The sequence below is a fragment of the Stenotrophomonas acidaminiphila genome, from assembly GCF_001431595.1.
GTDB classification, from domain to species: Bacteria; Pseudomonadota; Gammaproteobacteria; order Xanthomonadales; family Xanthomonadaceae; genus Stenotrophomonas; species Stenotrophomonas acidaminiphila.
Map to the genome: position 1 here is coordinate 1 of NZ_LDJO01000085.1, position 21,137 is coordinate 21,137.

The 21,137-nt window shown below is 69.2% G+C and carries 17 protein-coding genes and 1 pseudogene; 5 read left to right on the forward strand and 13 right to left on the reverse strand.

Annotated features, from left to right (window positions below; translation table 11 throughout):
- A pseudogene (locus ABB33_RS17200) lies at positions 1–727 on the reverse strand (sensor histidine kinase); the annotation flags it as partial.
- A 391-nt stretch (positions 728–1,118) separates the two neighbouring features.
- On the opposite strand from ABB33_RS17200, the gene ABB33_RS17205 reads away from it, so the two are divergent.
- On the forward strand, positions 1,119–3,902 hold the full coding sequence (locus ABB33_RS17205) for a bifunctional diguanylate cyclase/phosphodiesterase (RefSeq protein ID WP_056932910.1): 2,784 nt from the start codon (positions 1,119–1,121) through the stop codon (positions 3,900–3,902).
- A gap of 490 nt (positions 3,903–4,392) precedes the next feature.
- Here the strand turns inward: ABB33_RS17205 and ABB33_RS17210 are convergent, their stop codons facing one another.
- From ABB33_RS17210 to ABB33_RS17235, 6 genes are all read right to left on the reverse strand, one after another.
- Positions 4,393–4,605, reverse strand: coding sequence for a hypothetical protein (locus ABB33_RS17210; RefSeq protein WP_152985152.1), 213 nt, complete (start codon positions 4,603–4,605; stop codon positions 4,393–4,395).
- Positions 4,606–4,693: 88 nt separating this feature from the next.
- A complete protein-coding gene (locus ABB33_RS17215) occupies positions 4,694–5,884 on the reverse strand; it encodes a methyl-accepting chemotaxis protein (protein ID WP_054665716.1) in 1,191 nt (396 codons plus the stop codon).
- A 52-nt stretch (positions 5,885–5,936) separates the two neighbouring features.
- The gene (gene hflD / locus ABB33_RS17220; protein ID WP_054665713.1) at positions 5,937–6,560 is read right to left on the reverse strand and encodes a high frequency lysogenization protein HflD; all 624 of its coding nucleotides are present in this window, start codon (positions 6,558–6,560) and stop codon (positions 5,937–5,939) included.
- Positions 6,557–7,690, reverse strand: coding sequence for a tRNA 2-thiouridine(34) synthase MnmA (gene mnmA / locus ABB33_RS17225; RefSeq protein WP_056932912.1), 1,134 nt, complete (start codon positions 7,688–7,690; stop codon positions 6,557–6,559). The genes hflD and mnmA overlap by 4 nt, the downstream gene beginning before the upstream one ends.
- Positions 7,687–8,148, reverse strand: coding sequence for an NUDIX hydrolase (locus ABB33_RS17230; RefSeq protein WP_056932913.1), 462 nt, complete (start codon positions 8,146–8,148; stop codon positions 7,687–7,689). The genes mnmA and ABB33_RS17230 overlap by 4 nt, the downstream gene beginning before the upstream one ends.
- 2 nt (positions 8,149–8,150) lie before the next feature.
- The gene (locus tag ABB33_RS17235) at positions 8,151–8,627 is read right to left on the reverse strand and encodes a type III secretion system chaperone family protein (RefSeq protein WP_056932914.1); all 477 of its coding nucleotides are present in this window, start codon (positions 8,625–8,627) and stop codon (positions 8,151–8,153) included.
- Between the two features lie 105 nt (positions 8,628–8,732).
- Here ABB33_RS17235 and clpS point away from each other — a divergent pair, with 105 nt between their 5' ends.
- Positions 8,733–9,053, forward strand: a complete 321-nt coding sequence (gene clpS, locus ABB33_RS17240) for an ATP-dependent Clp protease adapter ClpS (RefSeq protein WP_054665702.1) — start codon at positions 8,733–8,735, stop codon at positions 9,051–9,053.
- A 278-nt stretch (positions 9,054–9,331) separates the two neighbouring features.
- Entirely contained in the window at positions 9,332–11,611 is a 2,280-nt protein-coding gene (gene clpA / locus ABB33_RS17245; protein ID WP_056932915.1) for an ATP-dependent Clp protease ATP-binding subunit ClpA, read from the forward strand.
- Positions 11,612–11,740: 129 nt separating this feature from the next.
- On the opposite strand, the gene infA is transcribed toward clpA, so the two are convergent.
- The 3 genes from infA to ABB33_RS17260 form a co-directional block, all read right to left on the reverse strand.
- Positions 11,741–11,959 carry a translation initiation factor IF-1 gene (infA, locus tag ABB33_RS17250; RefSeq protein ID WP_005409596.1) on the reverse strand — a complete coding sequence of 73 codons (219 nt, stop codon included), beginning with the start codon at positions 11,957–11,959 and terminating at the stop codon, positions 11,741–11,743.
- A gap of 87 nt (positions 11,960–12,046) precedes the next feature.
- Positions 12,047–12,805, reverse strand: a complete 759-nt coding sequence (gene aat / locus ABB33_RS17255) for a leucyl/phenylalanyl-tRNA--protein transferase (protein ID WP_056932916.1) — start codon at positions 12,803–12,805, stop codon at positions 12,047–12,049.
- 716 nt (positions 12,806–13,521) lie between these two features.
- Positions 13,522–14,364 (reverse strand): AraC family transcriptional regulator, encoded by an 843-nt coding sequence (locus ABB33_RS17260; protein WP_056932917.1) that lies wholly within the window; start codon positions 14,362–14,364, stop codon positions 13,522–13,524.
- Between the two features lie 101 nt (positions 14,365–14,465).
- Between ABB33_RS17260 and ABB33_RS17265 the strand changes: the two genes are divergently transcribed.
- A complete protein-coding gene (locus tag ABB33_RS17265) occupies positions 14,466–15,023 on the forward strand; it encodes a carboxymuconolactone decarboxylase family protein (RefSeq protein WP_054665694.1) in 558 nt (185 codons plus the stop codon).
- Between the two features lie 379 nt (positions 15,024–15,402).
- On the opposite strand, the gene ABB33_RS17270 is transcribed toward ABB33_RS17265, so the two are convergent.
- Genes ABB33_RS17270 through trxB form a run of 3 tightly spaced genes read right to left on the reverse strand, consistent with a single transcriptional unit; the run spans position 15,403 to position 18,440 of the window.
- The gene (locus ABB33_RS17270) at positions 15,403–16,548 is read right to left on the reverse strand and encodes a GNAT family N-acetyltransferase (RefSeq protein ID WP_056932918.1); all 1,146 of its coding nucleotides are present in this window, start codon (positions 16,546–16,548) and stop codon (positions 15,403–15,405) included.
- A complete protein-coding gene (locus tag ABB33_RS17275; RefSeq protein ID WP_056932919.1) occupies positions 16,545–17,438 on the reverse strand; it encodes a metallophosphoesterase in 894 nt (297 codons plus the stop codon). The genes ABB33_RS17270 and ABB33_RS17275 overlap by 4 nt, the downstream gene beginning before the upstream one ends.
- 24 nt (positions 17,439–17,462) lie before the next feature.
- A complete protein-coding gene (gene trxB / locus ABB33_RS17280) occupies positions 17,463–18,440 on the reverse strand; it encodes a thioredoxin-disulfide reductase (RefSeq protein ID WP_056932920.1) in 978 nt (325 codons plus the stop codon).
- 288 nt (positions 18,441–18,728) lie between these two features.
- Between trxB and ABB33_RS17285 the strand changes: the two genes are divergently transcribed.
- Positions 18,729–21,086: a DNA translocase FtsK gene (locus ABB33_RS17285; RefSeq protein ID WP_056932921.1), complete on the forward strand. Its 2,358-nt coding sequence runs from the start codon at positions 18,729–18,731 to the stop codon at positions 21,084–21,086.
- Positions 21,087–21,137: the final 51 nt, after the last annotated feature.

A 21,137-nucleotide genomic window follows, 5' to 3' on the forward strand; every position in this document is an offset into this window, starting at 1 on the left:
GCATGCCGCAGGCGGCCGCCTGCGGCATGCGGTAGGGCAGGTGCAGCTCGACCTGGGTACCTTCGCCCGGCGCGGTGTGGATGCGCAGCCAGCCGCCGACGCTCTGCGCGCGCTCGCGCATCACCACCAGCCCCAGCCCACGCGGGCCGTCCGGATCGAAGCCTTCGCCGTCGTCGGTCACGCGCAACCGCAGCCGGCCGCCGCCATCGTCCTCCAGGCACAGCCGGACCTGGCTGGCCAGCGCATGCCGCAGGGCGTTGGTCAGGCTTTCCTGGGCAATGCGGAAACAGGCCTGCTCGACCTCGTTGTCGGGGCGTTGCGGCAGGTCCTCCACATCCATGAGCAGCTCCACCGGCGAGGAACGGAACAGTTGCCCGGCCTGCCAGCGCAGCGCCGCCTCCAGCCCGAGCGCATCGAGCTGCGGCGGGCGCAGCAGCATCGACAGGTTGCGCAGCCGCACCACGGTACTGTCGACCAGTTCCACGATCTGCTCCAGATCCTCGCGCCGGCGCTGGGCATCGTCCTCGTCCATCGCCGCATGCGCGGCCAGCTTGATCGCGGTGACGGCCTGGCCGATATCGTCGTGCAGGTCACGGGAAATCGCCCGGCGCTCATCCTCCTGCACCGAGAACAGACGCCCGGCCATGGCCTGCAGTTCCCGGTTTCCCGTCTCCAGCGCCTTGCGACTGGTCTCGAGCTCGCTGACGTCGCGCGCCGCCAGCACCCGTACCCGGGCCAGCCGCGGCAGGAGCAGGAGCAGGGCAAGTGCCATGTAGGCGGCAACCAAGATGACGGAGGTCACACTCCAGGCCAGCGGATGGGCCGGAATCGCCCGCCAGGTCCAGGGCAGCAGGCCGCACAGCAGGATCAATGCGCCGCCTGCCGCCACAACACCATATGTAGTGCGTTGCAGGCCGGCCATTGCCGACTCCGTGGGGGCCGGATGGCGTGAAGGGAGGGAGCCGTTTTGCATGTGCCGTGGCAGGGTGCCGAGTTCGATCCAGCGACATCTTAACGGGCCATCGCAAACCGCGATGACGCAGTACTCAATTTCCATGAACGGCTGCCGCTATCCCTAGAGTTCCCGGACCTCGGGTGTTTGACTGGAGCGGTAGCGCGTGGATCAGGGCGTGATTGCGAGCATGATGAGCCACCCGCTGGAGGGGGCGATCGTGCTGCTCGATCCGGAGGGCCATCCGCTGGCCGCCAATGCCACGGCCCGCACCCTGGATCTGCCGCGTGGCCTGCAGTTGCATCGGCTGGCCCTGCTGGGCCTGCGCGACCGGGTCGCCGACCAGGGACTGCTGCCGTGTTCGGTGCCCGTCGGGGAGCAGCGCGTGGACGGCTTCCTGAGTGCTGCGCGCGCGCAGGACGGTACGGTCTGCGCGTACATCTTCAGTGCCGTCCCGGCCGCCTCGCTGGTGGACGGGCGCTGGCCGCAGCTGCTGCATGACGCCGGCCACGGCGTCTGGGAGTGGGACGTGCCGGCGCACCTGCTGGCGTACCTGGAGCGCAGCGCCGGAGCCGCCCCCGTCACCGGCACCGTGCACGAATGGCTGCAACGCACCCACCCGGACGACCGCGCCATGCAGCAGGCCGCTCTGCGGTCGCACCTGCGCGACCCTGCCGTCGCCTACGCCTGCCGGCTGCGCGTGCGCCGCGCCGATGGCGGCTGGCAACAGGTGCACGATCATGGCCAGGTGGTGGCGCGGACGGCCGACGGCCAGGCACTGCGCATGGCCGGTATCCGCATCGGCATCACTTCGGCGGATGCGCCGGGGGCCGATGCGCAGGAACAGCAGGCGCAACTGCGCCACCTGCAGCGCATCGCGGGCCTCGGGACCTGGTCGTGGGAGCGTGACAGCGGCTTTTCCTGGTCGGACGAGATGCTCGCCGCCATCGGCCGTCCCCCGGGCAGCATGCCGCCGGGCCGGCGCTGGCTGGACATGCTCGACGCCGATGCCCGCGCCCAGGTGCTGGCGGCGTGGCGACGGCTGCACCGCGAAGGCCAGCCGCACGCATTCGAACTGGTGCTGGCGGCGGCACCGATGGAAGTCCCGGGCATCCACCTGCGGGTGTGGATGCATCCCCGGCACGACGCCAGCGGGCGCGTGCGGCGCGTGGCCGGGCAGCTGCAGAACGTGACCGAGCAGCGCCAGACCGACGCCCTGATCCGCTGGCGCACCGAACTGCTCAACCGCGTTTCGGCGCTGGGCCGCATCGGCGGCTGCGAGATCGAGGTGACCACCCGCGGCATGCTCTGGACCGATGAGTGCTACCGCATCCACGGCCTGCGCAAGGAGCCGGTGACGCTGGAGCAGACGCTGGCGCTGTACACGCCCGATTCGCGCGACAGCTTCGAAGCCGCGCTTACCCGCATCGCCGAAGGTGGCCTGCCCGAACAGCTGGACCTGTGCTTTTACCGGCATTCCGGGCAGCGGGTGTGGGTGCAGGTGCAGATCGAGCTGGACCGGCGCGAAGGCCTGCCGGAGCGCTTCGTGGTGCTGTTCCGCGACATCACCCGCGAACGCGAGGCCAACGAGCGCATCGAGCTGTTGGCCCATTACGACCTCCTGACCGGGCTGCCCAACCGCATCCTGCTGCGCGAGCAGACCGAGGAGGCCATCGCCGAGTCGCGCCGCAACGGCAAGATCCTGGCGATGCTGTTCGTCGATCTGGACGGCTTCAAGTCGATCAACGACACCTTCGGCCACGCCACCGGCGACATGCTGCTCAAGGCGGCCGCGGCGCGGCTGCACCAGAACCTGCGCAACGCCGACCTGTTCGGCCGCTTCAATGGCGACGAGTTCGTCGTGGTGCTGCGCCACCTCGCCGACCCGGCCGATGCCGGCCATGTCGCGCGCAAGCTGATCGCCTCGCTGGCCTCGCCGCTGCACCGTGGCGACACCACGCTGAAGGTGGGGGCCAGCGTGGGCATCGCGCTCGCCGACGACAGCCATCGCGATTTCGACACCCTGCTGCGCGCGGCCGACGCCGCCATGCACGCGGCCAAGGAAGCCGGTCGCAACACCTACCAGTACTACAGCCAGGACGTGCTGGCCGGGATCCAGCGACGCCTGCAGATCGAGCACGCGCTGCACGGCGCGCTCGAGCGCGAGGAATTCCAGCTGGTCTACCAGCCCCTGGTCAATGTCGATGGCACACGACCGCCGGCGATCGAGGCACTGCTGCGCTGGGTCTGCCCGGAACTGGGGCCGTGCAGCCCGGCCGAGTTCATCCCGGTGGCGGAGAAGTGCGGCGAGATCACCCGCATCGGCGAATGGGTGCTCAACGAAGCCTGCCGACAGGCGGCCGCCTGGCATGCCGCGGGGCTGATGTTCGAACGCATCGCGGTGAACGTATCGGCCATGCAGCTGCGCGAGCGCGGCTTCGCCGAGCAGGTGATCGCCATCTGCGAACGCCACCGCTGGCCACCGCACCGGCTGGAACTCGAGCTCACCGAATCGGCCCTGATCCGCGACAGCGACGCGCTGCGGCAGTGTTTCGACACCTTCGAGCGCAACGGCGTGCTGCTGGCCGTGGACGACTTCGGCACCGGCTTCTCCAACCTGCATTACCTCAACCGTTTCCCGGTACAGCGCCTGAAGATCGACCGCAGCTTCGTCCAGCGCATGCTGCACGATGCCGGCACCGCCGAGGTCACCCAGGCCATCGTCCACCTCGGCCATGCGTTGGGCATGCAGGTGGTGGCCGAGGGCGTGGAAACGCGCCAGGAAGAGGCGATGCTGCTGCGCCAGGGGTGCGACGAGATCCAGGGCTACCTGTACTCGCGCCCGCTGCCTTCGCGGGACATGGCCCAGTGGCTGCGTCGCTGCGACGAGGGTGACGGCCCGGGCCCACAGGCACCCACGCAGGCTGACCTTCCGGCCACCGTCGGCTGAGCATCGGCTCGGCCCGCACGCCGCTTCCTGCTGCGTCCAGTCCCCAGGTGGAGCGGGGCTGCCACGCCCGCGCCACGGTGCCCGCGCGTTGCTCCCGCCACCCTGATCGCAGGCGTGGCCGAAGCGCAGCCCACAACCTCGCCCCTTGAATCGCCCGCACACCGTCGCGGGGTGCGACAGAGCCTGGCAGCCGCGAGCAACCGGCCGACGGCAGGCACGCGTGCACGGTCTGTCGCCCGGGGCGGCGCGGGGCCTGCAGGTCGAGGGAGCGGAACCGGCGTGTCCGCATCGCACCGGCCGGCACCCGTGGCTGCAGGCGGGCGGGGAGGGGCGGTCGGCCTGGGCGGCGAAGCAGTCGGGGATGCCGGCAGCGGCAGCATGCGCCGGCCGATGCGCCCGGCATGCGGCAGGTCGCGGGGCGCGCGGCGCGGATGCTTCCGCGGTGGATGGCGTGGCTCGCCGGGCCCCGGCGGTCGTCGCCGTGGCGCGGCTATTCGATCACAGTGCGCGCCGCACGTCGGCAGAAGGCCAGGTCCCAGGCCACCAGGGTCGCCGACGGATCATCCTGCTCCGGCAAATCCGCCATCGGCAGCTGCCCGCTGCGTTCCAGTTCCTGCTGTACCAGGGCCTCCAGTGCCGCCAGGCGGGCACGCGCGGCGGCGGCACCGGCACCGGGCACGGCTTCCGCCGTCTGTGGGCTCACCGCTGCCTCGACCTCCGCCCAGCCGGCCGGCAACGACAAAACCCCGGCCGGGGCCGGGGCCGGGGTCGTTGTCGCATCGTGGCGGGAATCAGAACAGCTCAACCGTTCCCGCGCCCATGCTCTGCTGTGCCACCGGCTTGTGCGGCGGGCGTTCCCATTCGCTGCGCATCTCGCGCAGGCGGCTGCCGGTACGCTGCAGCGCGAGCACCAGCTCGCCGTCGAGCACGCCACCACTGCGATGCAGCAGTTCCTGCAGCGCCACGGCTTCGCGGTTGATCGCGGTCAGGCGGTCCAGGTGGGTGTGCACGCCGCCCAGCGCCTGGGTGGCGATGTCCTCGAACTGCAGGGCACGCACGGCGTCGGCGACGCTGCTGTCGATGGCACGGCCGCATTCGGAGATCTCGCGCATGCCATCGCCCAGCGAGTTGTTGATCGCCGCCACGTTCTCCAGCATGGCCGCCGCCTCGTGGCGCGCCTCGCGGGAGCGGTCCATGTCGCGCGAGGCCATGTGCGAGACGGTCTCGCGGACCTTGGCGATCGCGTCCTTGGAGCTGTGCGCGAGCTTGCGGATCTGCTCGTTGAAGGTGGTCGAGCGCTCGGACAGGTTGCGCACCTCGTCGGCGACCACCGCGAACCCGCGCCCGGCTTCGCCGGCACGCGCGGCCTCGATGGCGGCGTTCAGCGCCAGCAGGTTGGTCTGGTCGGCGATCGACTTCACGTCCTCCAGCAGGGCGAAGATGCCGTCCAGGTGCTGGGCCATCTGGTCGATGTGCTGCACGGTGTTGCTGCTCTGGCCGCTGACCTGTTCCAGCGCCTCGACCAGCTGCTCCATCTGGTGGCTGGCGTGCTGGGCGAAACGCGCCACGTCCACGCCGCCACCGCCATCCTCGCCGGCGCGGTCGACGATGCGGGCCAGCGCCTGGCTCTGCTGGCGCGACTTGCGGTTCATCGCATCGAAGCTGCTGCCCAGCCCGGCGACCGCCTGGCGGATCAGTTCGCGGGCGCGCTCGATCTCGCCGCGCGAACCATCGATCTCGTTGCTGACGAAGCTGCGCAGCTCGTTGAGCAGCTGGTCCTGCTCCTTGAGCACGCGGGCGTGCTCGGGCGAACGCTGCGACTGGCTGTAGGCGCTCCAGTAGGCGAACACCAGCCAGCTCAGCGCCATCGTGGTCAGGACCGCCCACACAACGGCCGCGGGCCATGCGAAGGCCAGCGCCAATGCCAGCAGGAAGGTAAGGGCCAGCGGGGCGGCCAGGCGGATTGCAATGCGTGAATACATGGACGTTCTCGGGAGAGTCACGATTGCAGTATCGGCCGTGCCGGTCGGGTCTTTAGCCGCCGCCGCGCAACCTTCGCGAGATCGCTTCGAGCATGGCCTTGCGCGAGAACAGGAAGTCCCAGTAGCTGCCGCCAAGCTGGCGCCACAGCACCGCCGAGCGCACCGCCGCCAGCAGCAGGGCACGGATCTCGGCGACCACGCCCGCCTGTCCCAGGTAGTGCGGATTGCCCTGCACCATGATCCGCGGCTTGAGCTGGCTGATGGTGTCCGCGTACAGGCCGCCCATGGCGCCCAGTATTTCGGGGTGGGCCGGGTCGCCCAGCTCGCGGGCCTGCGCGGCGGCGCGCTCGATGCCGGCCTGGACCTTGTCCACGGTGGCGCGTTCGCGCACGAAGCGGCGTTCGAGCTGCATCACCGACAGCGCCAGGCGCGGCAGCAGCGCGTCCTTGCCCTGGTTGCCGAAATAGTCGCGCAGCAGGCGCAGCCCCGGTTCGAGCTGGTGGCTGTCGCCGTATACCGCGGCAGGGGACGGGGCGTCGATGCGCATCACGCTGTCCATCGCGGTGCGGACCACCGCGCTGTCGGAATGGCCGGTTTCGGCAATGCGCCGCACCTGCTGCAGGGCCTGGGCGATGCCGGCCAGTGCCAGGACACGGTCGTCGAAGGAAGAACTCATGCTTGCCTCTCAAGGGAAACGGGCCAGGGCGCACGCTGTTCGAGCGCAGCGTCGGTGGCGGCGATGACCGCGCCGCCCAGGCATTCGGGGCCGTCATACAGCACCAGCGACTGGCCGGGCGTGACCGCCCGCTGCGGCCGCTCGAACTGTACCTGCACGGTGCCGTCGTCACCCACGCTCACGCGGCAGGGTTCGTCCGGCTGCCGGTAGCGGGTCTGCGCGGTACAGGTGAAGGTGGCGGCAGGCGCGCTGCCGGCGATCCAGTGCATGGCTTCGCTACGCAGCCGGCTGGACTGCAGCCAGGGGCTGTCGTGGCCCTGGTCGACATACAGGATGTTGGCCGCCACGTCCTTGCCGACCACATACCAGGGGGCCGCCGGCCGCCCGCGCACCCCGCCGATGTTCAGGCCCTCGCGCTGGCCCAGGGTGAAATAGAAAACGCCCGGGTGGCGGCCGATGGGCTGTCCGTGCGGATCGCGGATCTCGCCTTCGCGCGCGGGCAGGTACTGGCCCAGGAACTGGCGGAAATCGCGCTCGCCGATGAAACAGATGCCGGTCGAGTCCTTCTTGGCGTGGGTCGGCAGCCCGCTTTCCCGGGCGATCCGGCGCAGCTGGCTCTTTTCCAGGTGGCCGATCGGGAACATGGTGGCGGCCAGCTGCGCCTGGCCCAGCTGGTGCAGGAAGTAGCTCTGGTCCTTGCCGCGGTCGGCACCGCGCAGCAGCCGCCAGCGCCCGCCCGACTGTTCCACCCGGGCATAGTGGCCGGTGGCGATGCGTCCGGCGCCCAGTTCGCGGGCGGCGTCCAGGAAGTGCTTGAATTTGACCTCGCGGTTGCACAGCACGTCCGGGTTCGGCGTGCGCCCGGCCGCGTACTCGGCCAGGAAATGCTCGAACACGCCCTGCCAGTACTCGGCCGAGAAATCGCGGAAATGGAACGGGATGCCCAGCCGCCCGCACACGGCCACCGCGTCGCGGCGGTCGTCCTCGGCGCGGCAATGCCCGCTGCCATCGTCGGCCCAGTTCTGCATGAACAGACCGGCGACATCCAGCCCCTGCTGCACCAGCAGCAGGGCGGCGACGGAGGAATCGACCCCGCCGGAGACCCCCACCACCACATCCGGGCGGCTCATCGCAGCTGCCTCACGAGGGAAAGCGGATGACGCTGCCCGGCCAGCCAGTCGGAAACGGTCTGCCACACCAGCGGGCTGCGCAGCCGCGCCATGTCCGCCTGCAGCGCCGCCGGGGTCAGCCACAGCGCCTGCACGATGCCGCTGTCCAGCGGCTGCTCCGGATGCTGCCGCAGCGGTTCGGCGGCAAAGGCGAAGCGCAGGAACGGCGTGCCGTCGGGCGCGTTCCATTGGTAGGCGCCGATGAACGCGGTGGGCCGCACCTCCCAGCCGGTTTCCTCGCGGGTCTCGCGCACGGCCGCCTCGACCAGGCTTTCGCCGGCATCGAGGTGGCCGGCCGGCTGGTTCAACACCCGCCGCCCGTCCTTTTCCTCTTCCACCAGCAGCAGTTGCCCGGCGCGGCACACCACGGTGGCCACGGTGACGTGTGGCGCCCAGCGCTGGGAGCTCAACGCATTCACCCTCAGTACTCGTCCTTCGCCGTCAGTTCCAGTTCCATCGCATCGGCGCTCTTGATCGCCGCGTCGATGGCGTCGCTGAGCACGTCGGCCTTGGCATCGGCGTCGATCTTGACCACGAACATGGCCAGGTCGCCCTGCTTTACCCAGCCACCGAGCTTGGAGTCGTTGGCGTCCTCCAGCAGGCGGTTGGCGACCAGTGCCGGAAACTGCGGGCCGGGGGCCTTGTAGCCCGGCGACCAGATCTCGCGCACGCGATGGGCGCCATAGGTCTCGACCGACGAGCGCACGAACACCAGCTGGGTGCGTTCGTCCTCCATGTCGAACACCAGGCGGTAATCGCCATCCTCGTCGACCTCATACTTGTATTCCAGCGAGTCGAGCAGCCGGCCGACGGCGGCATCGGGCTCGCCAGCGAGGGCGTTCCCGGCCATGCCGGCGCACACGCCCGCCACCATCATTGCTGCCACGTACTTCTTCATGCGTTCCCTGCGGGATTGGTTGATCAGGCGCAAATTGTGCGGTGGGCGGGGTGTTCACGTCCAATTCGGCGCAGCTGCACCGGGCCAGCCGCTATAATTCCGGGCATGCCCCGCAAGCTCCAACACGAGAACGACCATGGCCTGCTGGTGGAACCCGGCAAGCCCGAGGTCGCGCCGCCGCCGCTGTACCAGGTGATGCTGCTGAACGACGACTACACCCCGATGGACTTCGTGGTGGCCGTACTGCAGAACTTCTTCGCCATGGACCTGGACAAGGCCACCCAGGTGATGCTGCACGTCCATACCCGTGGCCGCGGCATCTGCGGGGTCTACAGCCGCGAAGTCGCCGAAACCAAGGTCGCGCAGGTCAACGAGTTCTCGCGCATGAACCAGCATCCGCTGCTGTGCACGATGGAGAGGGCCTGAGCGCCCCGCCGCGCCGGCGAGGCCGGCGCACACCGCACTCGCGCCACCGGCGGTCCGCACTGTTCCGGGCATGCTGCTGGTGACCGTATTGGCCATCGCCGGACCCGCATCCATTGTGGGCATGCCACCCCGGTGGATGCCGCTTTCCGGTGTGGGAAACGGCCGCTGCCGCCCCCGTCCGGCCTCTGCTAACGCCGTCTGAACACCGGCATCCGGTAGGGTGATGGAAAACGTGCAGTAAGGCCGCATATTGTCTCCAACCGCAGTCGGAGTCCCCCATGTTCAGCAAAGACCTCGAACAGACGATTGGCCAGTGCTACAAGCGCGCCCGCGAGGCACGTCATGAGTTCATGACGGTCGAACACCTGCTGCTCGCCCTGCTCGAAAATCCTTCCGCCCAGGCCGTGCTCAAGGCCTGTGGCGCCGACCTGGACCGCCTGCGCCGGGATCTGGAACAGGCCGTGGAGACCTCGGTCTCGCGCCTGGCCGACGATGATGGCCGCGATACCCAGCCCACGCTCGGTTTCCAGCGCGTGCTGCAGCGCGCCGTCTACCACGTGCAGTCCTCGGGCAAGAAGGAAGTCACCGGCGCCAACGTGCTGGTGGCGATCTTCGGCGAGAAGGATTCGCACGCGGTCTACTACCTCAACCAGCAGGACGTGACCCGGCTGGACATCGTCAACTACCTGTCCCACGGCATCGCCAAGTCCGGCGACGAGGGCGACGCTTCGCCGTCCATCGACGGCGAGGGCCGCGCCGAGGGCGGGGAGGGCGAGGCCAAGGGCGACGCACTGGCCGAATACGCCAGCAATCTCAACGAGCAGGCCCGTGCAGGCCGCATCGACCCGCTGGTCGGCCGCCGCGACGAGATCGAGCGCACCATCCAGGTGCTGTGCCGGCGCCGCAAGAACAACCCGCTGTACGTGGGCGAGGCCGGTGTCGGCAAGACCGCCATCGCCGAGGGCCTGGCCAAGCGCATCGTCGACGGCGAGGTGCCGGAGGTGCTGGCCGACGCGGTCATCTACTCGCTCGACCTGGGCGCCCTGGTCGCCGGCACCAAGTACCGTGGCGATTTCGAGAAGCGCCTGAAGGGCGTGATCGGCGCGTTGAAGAAGGTTCCCAACGCGGTGCTGTTCATCGACGAGATCCATACCATCATCGGTGCCGGGTCGGCGTCCGGCGGCACCATGGATGCCAGCAACCTGATCAAGCCGGCGCTGGCTTCCGGCGAGCTGCGCTGCATCGGCTCGACCACGTTCCAGGAATACCGCGGCATCTTCGAGAAGGACCGGGCGCTGGCGCGCCGCTTCCAGAAGATCGACATCGTCGAGCCCACCGTGGGCGAGGCCTACGAGATCCTCAGGGGCCTGCGCCCGAAGTACGAGGCGCACCACAGCGTCACCTACGCCGACGACGCGCTGCAGGCGGCGGTGGACCTGTCGGTGAAGCACATCGGCGACCGCCTGCTGCCGGACAAGGCCATCGATGTCATCGACGAGGCCGGCGCGCGCCAGCGCCTGCTGCCGGAGGCCGAGCGCAAGGCGACCATCGACGTCGAGGAGGTCGAGGCCATCGTCGCCAAGATGGCGCGGATTCCCGCCAAGCAGGTCACCGCCACCGACAAGGACGTGCTGCGGCACCTGGAGCGCAACCTGAAGATGGTGATCTTCGGCCAGGACCCGGCGATCGAATCGCTGGCCTCGGCGATCAAGCTGTCGCGCTCGGGGCTGGGCAACCCGGAGAAGCCGATCGGCAACTTCCTGTTCGCCGGCCCCACCGGCGTGGGCAAGACCGAGGTCACCCGCCAGCTCGCGCTGCAGCTGGGCATCGAGCTGGTGCGCTTCGACATGAGCGAGTACATGGAGCCGCATTCGGTCAGCCGCCTGATCGGTGCGCCCCCGGGCTATGTCGGCTTCGACCAGGGCGGGCTGCTGACCGAGAAGATCGTCAAGACGCCGCACTGCGTGCTGCTGCTGGACGAGGTCGAGAAGGCGCACCCGGACATCTTCAACATCCTGCTGCAGGTCATGGACCGCGGCATCCTCACCGACACCAACGGCCGCGAAGCCAACTTCAAGAACGTGATCCTGGTGATGACCACCAACGCCGGCGCGGCGCAGGCCTCGCGGCGCTCGATCGGCTTCACCCGGCAGGACCATGCCACCGACGCGATGGAAGTGATCCGCAAGAGCTTCACCCCGGAGTTCCGCAACCGCCTCGATGCGGTGGTGCAGTTCCAGGCGCTGGGGCTGGACCACATCCTGCGGGTGGTGGACAAGTTCCTGATCGAACTGGAGATGCTGCTGCAGGACAAGCACGTCGCGCTGTCGGCGACCGCGGCCGCGCGCGACTGGCTGGCCCGCCACGGCTTCGATCCGCAGATGGGCGCGCGGCCGATGGCCCGCGTCATCCAGGACCAGATCAAGCGCCCACTGGCCGACGAACTGCTGTTCGGCAAGCTGGTGGGCGGCGGCAGGGTCAGCATCGACGTGCGCAACGGCGAACTGGTGGTCGAGACCGAGGCCGAGCCGGAGCATCTGCTGCCGGCCACGGTCTGAGGCGGGCAGGGCCCTGCCTGGCGACGGCGGCTGCGGCCGCCGTCGTCGTTTCCGGCCTGGTTCACGCGGATCGCAGGCACGCAAAAAAGCCAGCCCAGGGCTGGCTTCGGGGATGCACGGCTACCGCGCTTACTTCATGCGGTAGGTGATGCGACCCTTGGTCAGGTCGTACGGCGTCATTTCAACCTTGACGCGGTCGCCGGTAAGGATGCGGATGTAGTTCTTGCGCATGCGGCCGGAAATGTGGGCGATGATCTCATGCCCGTTTTCCAGTCGAACGCGGAAAGTGGTGTTCGGCAGCGTCTCGCTGACGGTGCCCTCGAACTCGATGGAGTCGTCTTTCGACATGTAATCCTGTGCGGTTCTGCGGATGGCCTTTTCAGGCCCGGAAGCCGCGCATTTTACCCCGCGCCGCGCCATCATGCAAAGTTTGCGTTAAACCGCGTTCCCGCCCGCCAGAACCGCGGCCGGCCAGCGGCCGAAACGGCGGGTCCAGCTCCCGGCCGGTGGGCTTTCCGCCTCCCGGACCAGCGCCCGTACCCGGGCCAGGAACACATCGCGCGGCAGGTGCACGGCCCCCATGCGCAGCAGGTGCGGGTTCTCCACCTGGGCGTCGATCAACGGCCAGCCCCAGCCATGCAGGACATGCGCCAGCGCCGCCAGGGCGACCTTGGAGCCGCCGCTGCGGCCACTGAACATGCTTTCGCCGAAGAACATGCGGCCGATGGCCACGCCATAGATGCCGCCGACCAGTTGCGGGCCGTCGAACACCTCCACCGAATGCGCATGCCCGAGCCGGTGCAGTTCCACATAGGCGCGATGCATGCCGGCGGTGATCCAGGTGCCGTCCTGGCCCGGTCGTGGCGCACTGGCGCAGGCCTGCATCACCTCGGCGAACGCGGTGTCCGCGGTGACCGTCCAGGCGCTGGCGCGCAGCGCCCGGCGGAAGCGCGATGACAGGTGTACGCCATCGGTATGGAACACCATGCGCGGGTCCGGCGACCACCACAGGATCGGCTGGCCTTCGGAAAACCACGGAAAGATGCCGCCGGCATAGGCGTTGAGCAGGCGTACCGGCGTCAGATCGCCGCCGACTGCCAGCAGGCCATCGGGCTCGGCCAGCGCGAGCTCCGCCGGCGGGAACGCCGCGTCGGGTGGCGCGGCAAGCAGAAATGGATGCGCTGCGCGACTCATGCGCCGTTGCCGTCACCGAATGGGGCGTGCTGCCGCTGCACCAACGGGCAGCGCCTGGACGGCAACGCTGTGCAGGAGAACCCTGCTGGCAGCAGGAAGCGGTTCACGGGTGATCGCCGCATGTTCGCGGCCAGCAAGCCCGGCCCGGCGGGCGCGATGACGCCGTCGCGGGGAACGATGAAGGTCCCGGCGAGGCCTGCTGCCTCCGTGGCAGGTGGCGGGCACGAAGTAAGGGTAGTGCGCATCCTGGTGTTGGTTGACTTGAGCCTGTTCGCGCGATCCTGGGCACGCAGTCGCGCAGATGCGGAACGGCATCATAAATGGCTTTCCGGCGTGCCGTGGAATGCCGATGCCCTGATTGAACGGGTTGGCGCAGGCAGACGGTCACGGACACGTCGTCCCGAGCCGGGAGCCGATTGGCCCGGCGCACGCCTGGGCATGGGCTACGCGGGCTATCGGGTGTCACGGGACCGGGCGTGCCTGTATCTGCCGGCTCCGGCGTGCTGATTCCGGCCTGCGTTTCATCGATGCCCGCGCATCATCGAACAGCGCGAGTCCCTCGGGCGGAGTGGATACGCGCCGCGGGTTCCCTGCGCGACGCGAAGGCCGGCCATGTGCCGTAATGGAGCAGGCTTCTCGCGGCATGGCCCCTGCCAGCCGGGCCGCATCCAGGGATCCGCCGGCCCCCGGTCCAGCATCAGGTCCGGCGTCCGTGCTCAGTGCGAGGGCGATGCGCCCGATGCGGACAACCAGGCCGTGGGCGAGGTGCCCGCATGCCGTGCCGCGAAGGCGCGTGCGAATGCAGATGCACTCGCATAGCCGACGTCCAGCGCCACGTTCTTCAGCGGTTGCCCACGCTTGAGCAGCGTCTTGGCGACGCTGATGCGCCAGTCGGCGAGATAGTCGCCGGGCGGGGTCCCGACGACATGGTGGAAGTGCGCCGCGAAGCGCGCGCGCGACATGCCGCTGACCCGCGCCAGGCCGTCCAGGGTCCAGGCATCGCCCGGAGCGCCGTGCATGGCGTTCAGTGCTTTCGCCAGGCGCGGATCGGCGAGACCGGCGAGCACGCCTTGTGCGACCACGCCAGCAGTCATGCAATGGCGCAGCAACTGCAGAATCATCAGTTCACTGAGCCGGTCCAGTGCCGCCTGCCGTCCGCAGTGCCCGGCGAAAGCCTCCTCGAACAGCAGTTCGAGGGTGCCGCGCAGCAGCGTGTTGTCGCGCAGTGGCAGTACCAGCCGCGCGGGCAGGCTGTGGGTCAGCGGGTTGCCGGCATCGGCCCCCAGCTCGATGGACGAGCACACCAGGTCCGCGCCCTGCGTGCCTTCGCCGCGGATCCAGTGCGGAGCCGGTCGCGGATAGAAGATCAGGCTGGGCTCGTCGATCGTGGTCTCGCCGGCCACGGCGTCGCCGATCCGCAGCGTGCCGCCGCGCAGCACGTGAAGGTGGCCGACGCCGTCATGGGCGTCGAAGTCGGCGGTGTCGCACAGGCTTCCGGTATGGAAGACCCGGGCGCGCAGGCGGAAGCAGTCGAGCAGTGCGCTGAGTCGGTCGTGCATGTCGAGACGATCTGTGTATTTTAGTGGACTAAATGATACCAGTAGTATCAACCCGGTAGGCACAGTAACGGCTCCCCATCACGGCTTCCAAGGAGCCCGCCATGACTGCCGCATCCCCCCGCATCGCTCCGCTCGACCCGGCCTCGGCCGATCCCGCTGTCGCCGCCACCCTCGCTTCGGTCAAGGCCAAGCTCGGTGTGGTGCCCAATCTGTTCCGCACGTTTGCCCGCTCGCCGGCGGCGCTCGACGGTTACCTCGCCCTGTCGGACGCCTTGGCGGGCGGTCGCCTGAGCGCCGGCCAACGCGAGATCGTCGCGCTCTCGGTCGGGCAGGCCAACCGCTGCGGCTATTGCCTGGCCGCGCATACGCTCATCGGCAAGGGCGCCGGCCTGTCCGAAGCGGACATCCATGCGGCGCGCACCGGTACCGGCGCCGATCCGCACGACACCGCGCTGGCAGCATTCGCACGGCGCCTGACCGAACAACGGGGCGTCGTCAGCGACGACGAACTGGCGGCGTTCCGGCGCGCCGGTTTCGATGACGCCGTCGCGCTGGAAGTGGTGGCGCTGGTCGCGCTCAATACGCTGACCAACTACACCAACCACCTCGCCGGGACGGCAGTGGACTTCCCGCCGGTGCCGCTGGAAATCGCGGGCTGAGCAACGTCCGCCACGACGATGCGGGACGCGCTTGCCGGCGCGTCCCGCTTCACGGCGTCTGACGGCCATCCGGCTTGGCCGGGCGCAAGCCGATGGCCAAGTCCGTCGCCGCGCACATCGGCACAGGTAATGTCATGGCCGTTGCGCACGAGTACGTGCTTGGATGCGCGGCTCGAGGCGTTGGCACCATGCGCTGCGGATGCCGGTCGCAGGTCGCCGGTAGTGCCGTAGCCGCCAACGCAACGGCATGCAGTGCCCGTGCGCCTGCGACGCGTACACCGACAGGTTGTCGCCAGCGGCGGCCCGGCAAGCGCCCGTTACGCCTGCGGGATTGCCGCGTCCGGCGGCGCGGGTCGCACAGTCGGATGCGCCGCCCGGCTCAAGTGCCGTCCTCGTCGCCTTCGCGGAACGGGGAATGCTGCCGCAGCGCCTGCATGTAGCGCGCGACATCACGCTCCTCGCGTGCGCACCACCCGCGCAGCGCCTGGCGGAACTGCGGGTCGGCGATCCAGTGCCGGCTGCGCACCGGTACCGGCAGGAACCCGCGCGCCAGCTTGTGTTCGCCCTGCGCACCCGGCTCGAAGCGCTGCAGCCCTTCGCGCAGGCAGTACTCGATGCCCTGGTAATAGCAGGTCTCGAAGTGCAGGCCGGGCAGGGCGGCGCCTCCCCAGTAGCGGCCGAACAGCGTGTCGCCGCCGCGCAGGCACAGCGCACCGGCGATCGGTCGTTGGTCCTGGAGGGCGAGGAAAAGCACCAGCTGGCGTGGCATGGTGCTGGCCAGGTGCCGCAGGAATGGCAGGGTCAACGCCGGTGCGTTGCCATACTCGGCGAAGGTCTGCAGGTAGAAGCCGTGCATCGCCTCCAGGTCGCCGGCCGTCGCCTCGTCGCCATGGACCACGCGGAAATCGATGCCGCTGCGCGCCACCCGGGCGCGCTCCTGGCGGATGTTCTTGCGGCGCTTGTGGTCCATCGCACCGAGGAAATCATCGAAACTCCGCCAGCCCGGCCGGCGCTGCCACTGGAACTGCACGTCCACGCGCCGCAGCCACTCCGCGTCGAACAGCGCATCCTCGGGGCCGGAATGGAAATTGACATGGGCCGAGGACAGCCCGGTCTCCTGTACGTGGCCGGCGATGGCCTGCAGCAGCTGCCGGCGCCGCGTGTCGTCGCCGGCCAGCAGGCGCGGGCCGGTGACCGGCGAATAGGGAACCGCGCCCAGCCACTTCGGGAAATAATCCAGCCCGTGCCGCGCGTAGGCATTGGCCCAGGCATGGTCGAACACGAACTCGCCATGCGAGTTCTCCTTCAGGTAGCCCGGCACCGCCGCCACCAGCGCATCGTCGTGCCACAGGGTGAGGTGCCGGGGTTGCCAGCCCCACTCCGGGCGCAGGCAGCCGTGCTGCTCCAGCCCGGCAAGGAAGGCATGGCTGACGAAGGGATTGCGCCGGTCGTGCAGGGCATCCCATTGCGCCGCTTCCACCTGTGCCAGGGACGGGAGTACGCGCAGTCGCGGGGGCAGGGTCATGGCCGCAGCTGCAGCACGTCGATGGTGGGCGGGTTGAACAGGCGCAGCGGCAGGCCGACTTCGCCCACGCCGTGGGTGGTGAACACACGCACCGGGCCGGCAGCCGCCGGCGCCACCTGTTCGCCGCGGTCGAACCCGTGGGCGCTCGGGATGACCTTGCGGTACAGCCACGGGATGCGGATCTGCCCGCCATGGGTGTGGCCGGCCAGGACGATGGCCGCATCGCCCGGCAGCAGGTCCATGGCACTGTCGGGATTGTGCGCGACGACGATCGCCGGCAGGTGCCCGGGTACCTCGCGCAGGAAGCGCGGGTCGTCCTTGCCCGCCCAGCGGTCGCCCAGGCCGGCCCAGCGGATGCCGTCGGCATCGGTGAAGCGCATGCCTTCGATGATGCGCACGCCATTGGCGCGCAATGCAGTGCGCAGGGCGGCATCGATGTCCGGGCCCGGCGCCTGCTGGTCATGGTTGCCGAGCACGGCGTAGACCGGCACCCGCAGCGCCGACAGCGGCGAGAACGCCTCGGACAGCACCAGCCGCTGCGGTTCATAGGTCAGGTCGCCGGCGATGACCACCGCATCCACCGGCAACGTATCGAGCCGCGCCACCAGCCGCTGGAGGAAGCGGCGGTCCTTGTAGACCCCCAGGTGGATGTCGCTGACCAGGGCGATGCGGACCTGCATGCCGGTGCCGGGCAGCTCGGTATGGGCCACCCGGATCCACTGCGGCTCGATGAACCGCGCCCACGCGAACAGGCCGCAGCCGAGCAGCAGGACCCCGAGCACGGGGCGGTACCGGCGCTCGCGGCGCCAGCGCCACAGCAGCCAGGCGATGGCGGGGAGCACCAGCCAGCTGCCGTGGAACAGCAGTTGCTTGGCGAGCACCTTGTCCATGCCCGGCTGCCGGAACGGCCGGGCTCAGTTGCCCTGGGCGTCGAGGAAGCGCTCGGCGTCGAGTGCGGCCATGCAGCCGAAGCCGGCCGAAGTGATGGCCTGGCGGTAATGCTGGTCGGCGACGTCGCCGGCCGCGAACACGCCCTCCACCGAGGTCTGGGTGGCGTTGCCGCCCAGGCCCGAGCGGATTTCCAGGTAGCCGTTGTTCATGGCCAGCTGGCCCTTGAACAGGTCGGTGTTGGGCTGGTGGCCGATTGCGACGAAGAAGCCGTGCGCGGCGATGTCGCGGGTGCTGCCGTCCTGGGTGGACTTCACCCGTACGCCGGTCACGCCCATCTCGTTGCCCAGCACTTCGTCGACCTGGTGGTGCCACACGGTTTCGATCTTGCCGGCGGCGACCTTGGCGAACAGCTTGTCCTGCATGATCTTTTCCGCCTTGAGCGTGTCGCGGCGATGCACCAGGTAGACCTTGCGGGCGATGTTGGACAGGTACAGCGCCTCTTCCACGGCGGTGTTGCCGCCACCGACCACGACCACGTCCTGGTCCTTGTAGAAGAAGCCGTCGCAGGTGGCGCAGGCCGACACGCCGCGGCCCTTGAACGCGTCCTCGGACGGGATGCCCAGGTACTTGGCGGTGGCGCCGGTGGCGATGATCAGCGCATCGCAGGTGTACCGGGCACTGTCGCCGGTGAGCGTGAACGGCCGCTGCGACAGGTCGGCGGTATGGATGTGGTCGAACACCACCTCGGTGTCGAAGCGCTCGGCGTGGGCCTGCATGCGCGCCATCAGGTCCGGCCCCATCAGGCCGTGGGCGTCGCCCGGCCAGTTGTCCACTTCGGTGGTGGTCATCAGCTGCCCACCCTGCTGCAGGCCGGTGATCACCACCGGCTTGAGGTTGGCGCGCGCGGCATAGACCGCGGCGGTCCAGCCGGCGGGGCCGGAGCCCAGGATGACGAGCTTCTGGTGGCGGGTGGGCAGGGACGGGGCGCTGGAAGTGCTCATGTATACTCGCGGGAAGTCGGGATTGGCGGCGCGATCGCGGTACATGGCGACCGTCCGGGCTGGTAATAGAGTGGAGACCGGGCTCCGGTGAATCAAGGCGCAGGGATGGAACTGCGCGGCCCGCCCGGTCGCTCCCGTCGCCGCCCGCAGCCCGTTCCCGGTGCTCCGCACGCGCTCCGATGTCCTTGCGCCCCCCGTCCCGTCGCCCGCCGGAACAGGCGGATGAAACGGCGCCGCCTGTCGTTTAATATCAATCACTAACCATGCATTTCTAAGGTCTGGTCCAAGGTGGCGAAACAGGTCCCGGAACGTGACAAGGGCACTGGCCCGAGCGGCAACGCGCGCAAGCAGGCGGCCGCCGCGGACAATCCACGCCGCAACAAGCTGTGGCGCGATCTGGCGCTGATCGCGATCGCGCCGGCACTGCTGTACCTGCTGGCCAGCCTGTTCACCTATTCGCCCACCGACCCGGGCTGGTCGCAGGCCGGCTCGGTGGTCGCCCCGATCCACAACATGGGCGGCCGGGTGGGGGCGTGGATCGCCGACGTACTGCGCCAGCTGTTCGGCTACGTCGCCTATCTCATCCCGCTGATGCTGGCGGCGGTCGCCTGGATCGCCATGTTCGGGCTCAACCGCGAGAACCGCGGCAACGACGACCTCGGCCCGGCGTTGCGCCTGGTCGGCATCGTCGGCTTCCTGATCGGCGCCACCGGTTTCCTGTACCTGCGCCTGCCGCCGGGCGATGTCGCCCGCGCCGGCGGCGGCCTTGGCGTGCTGGTGGGCAAATCGCTGCAGAGCGGCTTCGGCCCGGTCGGCAGCAACCTGTTCCTGCTGGTGCTGCTGCTCACCTCGATCACCCTGGCCACGGGGCTGTCGTGGTTCTGGGTGATGGAGAAGATCGGCAAGTGGGTGCTGGCGCTGGGCCCGCTGCTGGACCGCAAGAAGGAACAGGCCAGCGCCTGGCAGCAGACCCGTGCGCTGCGCGAGGAGCGCGAGGAAGTGCGCAAGGTCGATGCCGAGGTGCGCGCCAGGCGCGAGCCGGTGAAGATCGAGCCGCGCCCGGTGCCGGTGATCGAAAAGAGCGAACGCGCCAAGCGCGAGACCCAGATCCCGATGTTCCAGGGCGTCAACGGCGACGGTTCGGACGTGCCGCCGCTGGCCCTGCTGGACGACCCCAAGCCGCAACCCAAGGGCTACGACGAGCAGACCCTGGAAACGCTGTCGCGGCAGATCGAGTTCAAGCTCAAGGATTTCCGCATCGATGCGCTGGTGGTCGGCGCCTATCCGGGCCCGGTCATCACCCGTTTCGAGATCGAGCCGGCGCCGGGCATCAAGGTCAGCCAGATCAGCTCGCTGGACAAGGACATCGCCCGCGGCCTGTCGGTGAAATCGGTGCGCGTGGTCGACGTGATCCCGGGCAAGTCGGTGATCGGCCTGGAGATCCCCAACGTCACCCGCGAGATGATCTTCCTGTCCGAGCTGCTGCGCTCGAAGGAATACGACAAGTCGGCCAGCGTGCTGACCCTGGCGCTGGGCAAGGACATCGCCGGCCGCCCGACCGTGGCCGACCTGGCGCGCATGCCGCACCTGCTGGTGGCCGGCACCACCGGCTCGGGCAAGTCGGTGGCGGTCAACGCCATGGTGCTGAGCCTGCTGTACAAGGCCAGCCCGAAAGACCTGCGCATGCTCATGATCGACCCGAAGATGCTGGAACTCAGCGTCTACCAGGGCATCCCGCACCTGCTCGCGCCGGTGGTCACCGACATGAAGGAGGCCGCCAACGGCCTGCGCTGGTGCGTGGCTGAAATGGAGCGCCGCTACAAGCTGATGAGCGCGGTGGGCGTGCGCAACCTGGCCGGCTTCAACAAGAAGATCAAGGACGCCATCGACGCCGGCCAGCCGCTGATGGACCCGCTGTTCAAGCCCAACCCGGAAATGGGCGAGGCGCCGCGCCAGCTCGAGCCGCTGCCGTTCATCGTCATCTTCATCGACGAATTCGCCGACATGATGATGATCGTCGGCAAGAAGGTCGAGGAACTGATCGCGCGCCTGGCGCAGAAGGCGCGCGCCGCCGGCATCCATCTGATCCTGGCCACCCAGCGTCCGTCGGTGGACGTGATCACCGGCCTGATCAAGGCCAACATCCCGACCCGCATCGCGTTCCAGGTCAGCTCCAAGATCGACTCGCGCACCATCCTCGACCAGTCCGGCGCCGAGGCGCTGCTGGGCAACGGCGACATGCTGTACCTGCCGCCGGGCACGGCGATGCCGGACCGCGTGCACGGCGCGTTCGTCTCCGACGAGGAAGTGCACCGGGTGGTCGAGCACCTCAAGGCCAGCGGCCCTGCCGATTACATCGAGGGCGTGCTGGACGAGGTCCAGACCATGGGCGACGGGGTGGTGGTCGGCGCCACCGGCCTGCCGGAATCCAGCGGCGGCGGTGACGAATCCGACCCGCTCTACGACGAGGCGCTGCGCATCGTCACCGAGACCCGGCGCGCCTCGATCTCCGGCGTGCAGCGGCGCCTGAAGATCGGCTACAACCGCGCCGCGCGCCTGATCGAGGCGATGGAAGCGGCCGGCGTGGTCAGCGCGCCGGAGCACAACGGCGACCGCAGCGTGCTGGCACCGCCGCCGCCCAAGTGAATGCCGGGGCGGCATTCGATCGCGATTGCCGCCCATTCAGTTTATTCCGGG